This window comes from Streptomyces ossamyceticus (assembly GCF_001418475.1).
Taxonomy (GTDB): Bacteria; Actinomycetota; Actinomycetes; order Streptomycetales; family Streptomycetaceae; genus Streptomyces; species Streptomyces ossamyceticus.
Window position 1 is genome coordinate 1 of sequence record NZ_LIQX01000580.1, and the last position, 4878, is coordinate 4878.

At 71.5% G+C, this 4878-nt stretch carries 4 protein-coding genes, 1 pseudogene and 1 riboswitch; of the genes and pseudogenes, 3 read left to right on the plus strand and 2 right to left on the minus strand.

Annotated elements, in window-relative coordinates; all coding sequences use genetic code 11:
• Positions 1 to 165 precede the first annotated feature (165 nt).
• From AOK15_RS33720 to AOK15_RS33730, 3 genes are all read left to right on the plus strand, one after another.
• Positions 166 to 543 (plus strand): hypothetical protein, encoded by a 378-nt coding sequence (locus AOK15_RS33720; protein WP_055522120.1) that lies wholly within the window; start codon positions 166 to 168, stop codon positions 541 to 543.
• Positions 544 to 564: 21 nt separating this feature from the next.
• Positions 565 to 1749, plus strand: coding sequence for a glutathionylspermidine synthase family protein (locus AOK15_RS33725; RefSeq protein WP_055522121.1), 1185 nt, complete (start codon positions 565 to 567; stop codon positions 1747 to 1749).
• 86 nt (positions 1750 to 1835) lie between these two features.
• Positions 1836 to 1923: riboswitch (ZMP/ZTP riboswitch) on the plus strand.
• 31 nt (positions 1924 to 1954) lie between these two features.
• Positions 1955 to 3403, plus strand: a complete 1449-nt coding sequence (locus AOK15_RS33730) for a glycine hydroxymethyltransferase (protein ID WP_055522122.1) — start codon at positions 1955 to 1957, stop codon at positions 3401 to 3403.
• Positions 3404 to 3563: 160 nt separating this feature from the next.
• Here AOK15_RS33730 and AOK15_RS33735 read toward each other — a convergent pair whose 3' ends face one another.
• Entirely contained in the window at positions 3564 to 4283 is a 720-nt protein-coding gene (locus AOK15_RS33735) for a hypothetical protein (protein WP_240508721.1), read from the minus strand.
• A 173-nt stretch (positions 4284 to 4456) separates the two neighbouring features.
• Positions 4457 to 4878 (minus strand): annotated as a pseudogene (locus AOK15_RS33740) (hypothetical protein); the annotation flags it as partial.

The following is a 4878-nucleotide window of genomic DNA, read 5'->3' on the forward strand; positions in this document are numbered from 1 at the left end:
CCCCCCGTACCCGTCCCCCGCCGTTTGGCTGTGGCCTGAACCGATCACTAGTCTGAGCGCCGATAAAGCCCGGATAAGCCGGGTGTCGAGCGTCGGGCGTTTCGGGGGGTGATCCCCGCATACCGGCTCCGCTCGGCCGAGCACACCAGCCCGACGGGGGAGCACATGGGAGAACAGCGCAGGCGACTGCGGTCCAGCACGGTCGTACTCGGCGGGATGGGGGTCGTCGCCGCGGCCCTCACCTCCTGCGGATCCGACCCGGACCGCCGGTGCGTGGACCGCGACAGCTACGACGTCGCCAACGGCTACAAGGTCATCGCCGACAAGAACTGCAACTCCGACTCCGGCTCCTCCTCGTCGTACGGCAAGAACCGCAAGACCAGCAGCAGCGGCAACCGCAGTCAGCCCGGCACGGTCGACGCCGCCTGGTACTACGACGCCGACGTCACCGGCAACCGGGCCGACTACGGCACCTTCAGCCGCAGCGAGGCCGTCGACCGGGACGGCTTCGGCTGCTCCGGCTCCGGGTCCGGCGGCGGCTGACCCCGCCCCGGAGACAGAGCCATGGAACGCCGCACCATCGAACCCCGGCCCGGATGGCAGCAGACGGTGGAGGAACAGGGGCTCATCTACCCCCTGACCCGCTACCCGGACGACTCCCTGCGCCCCTACTGGGACGAGAGCGCCTACTACGCCTTCACGCTGCCCGAGGTGGAGGCGCTGGAGGAGGTCGTCGAGGAACTGCACGCCATGTGCCTGGCCGCCGCCGCGCACATCGTCGAGCACGACCGCTTCGCCGACCTCGGCATCACCGACCCGCGCCTCGCCCGCCTCGTCGGCGAGGCGTGGCGTCGGCGCACCGAACTGCCGTCCGTCTACGGCCGCTTCGACCTGCGCTACGACGGCACCGGCCCCGCCAAGCTGCTGGAGTACAACGCAGACACCCCGACCTCGCTCGTCGAGGCGGCCAGCCCCCAGTGGTTCTGGATGGAGGAGCGCTTCCCGGGTGCCGACCAGTGGAACTCCCTCCACGAACGACTCGTCGACGCCTGGAAGAAGCAGGCCCACCTCCTCCCGCCGGGCAGCCCCCTGTACTTCGCGCACACCGCGGGCGACGAACTCGGCGAGGACCTGATGACCGTCGCCTATCTGAAGGAGACCGCCGAGCAGGCCGGGCTCGACACCGACTGGATCTCCATGGAGGACATCGGCTGGGACCGCCTCTCCGAGCGCTTCGTCGACAAGAAGCTCCGCTTCATCCGCAGCATCTTCAAGCTGTACCCCTGGGAGTGGCTCACCACGGACCGCTTCGCCCCGCACGTCCTCGCCACCCTCGACAACGGCGGCGGCACCGGCACCACCCTCTGGATCGAGCCCGCCTGGAAGATGCTCCTCAGCAACAAGGCGCTGCTCGCCGTCCTCTGGGAGCTCTACCCCGGCCACCCCAACCTCCTGCCCGCCTATCTCGACGGCCCCCGCGAACTGGCCGCCACCGACGGCTACGTCTCCAAGCCCCTCCTCGGCCGCGAGGGCGCCGGTGTCACCGTCCACGAGCCCGGCAGCGCCCCGGTCCTGCGCGAGGAACCCTGCTGCTACCAGGGGTTGGCGCCCCTGCCGGCCTTCGACGGCAACCATGTCGTCCTCGGCGCCTGGGTCGTCGAGGACGAGTCCGCCGGCCTCGGCATCCGGGAGTCCTCCGGCCTGGTGACCGACGAGTACGCCCGCTTCCTGCCGCACGTCATCCTGTGACGCCCGCGGCGCCCGGCCCGTCGGTCTCGGCGTCGTTCGAATGGTGGACGTCCGGGTCTGCCACTCGGAGCCGCCCGATAAGGTGATCGACGGGCCGTGACTGGCGCGCTGGGATGGGACGGACCATCGGGGAGCGGCCCGGGAAGATGAGTGCCGTGCGCCTGGGCCGTACCGTGAACGCTGAACGCAACGTCCGGAGGTCCCCATGTCAGCCGAGCCCCTCTCCACCGAGTCCACAGCCTTCCGCTCCGCCCTCGACGTGATCCGCGCCGTCGAGCCGCGCGTGGCCGACGCCATCGGCCAGGAGGTCGCCGACCAGCGCGAGATGCTCAAGCTGATCGCCTCCGAGAACTACGCCTCCCCGGCCACCCTCCTGGCCATGGGCAACTGGTTCAGCGACAAGTACGCCGAGGGCACCGTCGGCCGCCGCTTCTACGCCGGCTGCCGCAACGTCGACACCGTCGAGTCCCTCGCCGCCGAGCACGCTCGGGAGCTGTTCGGGGCCCGCCACGCCTACGTCCAGCCGCACTCCGGCATCGACGCCAACCTCGTGGCCTTCTGGGCCGTCCTCGCCGACCGTGTCGAGGCCCCCTTCCTGGAGAAGACCGGCGCCCGCCAGGTCAACGACCTCTCCGAGGCCGACTGGGCCGAGCTGCGCCAGGCCTTCGGAAACCAGCGCATGCTCGGTATGTCCCTGGACGCCGGCGGCCACCTCACCCACGGCTTCCGCCCGAACATCTCCGGCAAGATGTTCGACCAGCGTTCCTACGGCACCGACCCCGCCACCGGCCTCATCGACTACGAGGCCCTGCGTGCCTCCGCCCGTGAGTTCAAGCCGATGATCATCGTCGCCGGTTACTCCGCCTACCCCCGTCTCGTGAACTTCCGGATCATGCGCGAGATCGCCGACGAGGTCGGCGCCACGCTCATGGTGGACATGGCGCACTTCGCGGGCCTCGTCGCCGGAAAGGTCCTCACCGGCGACTTCGACCCGGTGCCGCACGCCCAGATCGTCACCACGACCACCCACAAGTCGCTGCGCGGCCCGCGCGGCGGCATGGTCCTGTGCGACGACTCCCTCAAGGACCAGGTCGACCGCGGCTGCCCGATGGTCCTCGGCGGCCCGCTCCCGCACGTCATGGCCGCCAAGGCCGTCGCCCTCGCCGAGGCCCGCCGGCCCGCCTTCCAGGACTACGCGCAGCGCATCGTCGACAACTCCCGCGCCCTCGCCGAGGGCCTGATGCGCCGCGGCGCCACCCTGGTCACCGGCGGCACCGACAACCACCTCAACCTGATCGACGTCGCCACCTCCTACGGCCTCACCGGCCGCCAGGCCGAGGCCGCGCTGCTCGACTCCGGCATCGTCACCAACCGCAACGCCATCCCGGCCGACCCGAACGGCGCCTGGTACACCTCCGGCATCCGCATCGGCACGCCCGCCCTGACCACCCGTGGTCTGGGCACCGCCGAGATGGACGAGGTCGCCGGCCTCATCGACCGCGTCCTCACCACCGCGACGCCCGGCACCACCAAGTCGGGCGCCCCGTCCAAGGCCCAGCACGTGCTCGACGCGAAGGTCTCGGACGAGATCTCCCGCCGCGCCACCGACCTCGTGGCCGGCTTCCCGCTGTACCCGGAGATCGACCTCGGCTGACCCTGCCGGGGGAGCGGGTAGCCGGTAGCTGGTCCCCGGACGCTGGACGCCGGACCCCGGGGACCTTGGAAGCCGGGCCCCGGACGTCATGCGCCGGACGTCATGCGCCATACCCAGGACGCCCCTCGTCGTGACCGCGACGGGCGGCCGGCTCCGCCGGTCAGGCGTCCAGCAGCTCCTGGCGGGGCCCTCGCGATCCGGTGTCCCGCCGGGCCGCAGCGCGGCGCAGCAGCACCGTGACGGTGGAGCCCAGGGCCGCGCCCAGCGCCAGCGCGGGTATCGCCCACCGGGCCTGGTCCGCCAGGCCCGGTTCGCTCGCGCTCCCGGCGTCGCCGTCGCCTGTCACGCCGGTGTCGGCACCGGCCGTGGCCGGTGCGGGGAGCGACGGCAGCTCGCCCCGCGCCGTACCGTCCGACTCCTTGCCCAGGACCCCGAGCCAGGTCAGCACCTGCCGCAGCTCCTCGGAGTCCTTCGCCTTGTGCCAGACGCCGCGGCTCTCCGCGGCGGCGTCCGTCCCCAGGCCGCCGACGCTCACCGTCGTGTGGATCCAGACGTCCTTCGTGCTGGGCAGGCTCGGGTATACCCGGTCCACACGCCACGGGCTCACGTCATGGATCATCCAGGTGACGTTGATCATGTCGCCCGATGCCTCCGCCAGCTCCTCCTCCGGCATCGGAGGCTTGTCCCGGCCGCCGTCAAGCTCGGAGCCGGCCACGCCCATGAGCTTCTGAAGGCGTACGTACGCCTTGTCCATGCTGTACAGCGAAGCCGTCCGCTTGCTGGTCGGCGAGGCCAGCAGCACGCTGGTCGGTCCGCCCGCCGCCGAGGGCGGCGCCCCCAGCAGCACCATGGCCAAGGCCGTCAGCAACGCCGTCAGCAACGCGCCTACGGTCGCCGCCAGTCGTCGTAATCCACGCATCCGACACCCCCGATCGGAAGCGGTGCGGTCCGCCCGCACTCGCAGTGTCATTCCTGGTACACCGCTCGCGCCGCCGGGGTTCCCACTTCCATCGGGCCGATCCGGTCCCCGAGCAGATCCGTTCCCCGAACAGATCACTTCACGGACCGGGCGATCTTCTGGGCCCGGGCCTTGGAGTCCACGCCCTCCAGGCGGAGGGTGAAGTCGCCCTCGTGCACCCACAGCAGCGTCGGCCCCGCCGTGCGCTCGGAGCGGGTGAAGCGGGAGCCGTCCTCGGAGCGCATCCAGAAGCGCAGCTGATGCGCCCTGGGGAACCACAGCACCTCGTACCATCCGGGGCCCAGCTCGACCCACTCCACGTCCTGCTCCCCGGCGACGGTCTTGGCGTACTCCGGCGCCAGCCGGGCCTTGTACTCGTCGAGCCGGATCACGCGCCCCCGCTCCCGCCAGCACAGGGTGATCACGAAGCGGCCCTTCGGCGCCCCGGTCACGGACACCGCGTCCGGCGCGCCCAGCGCCTCGGGCACGAGCGGAGTGAAGCCGGCGCGCTGCCCGG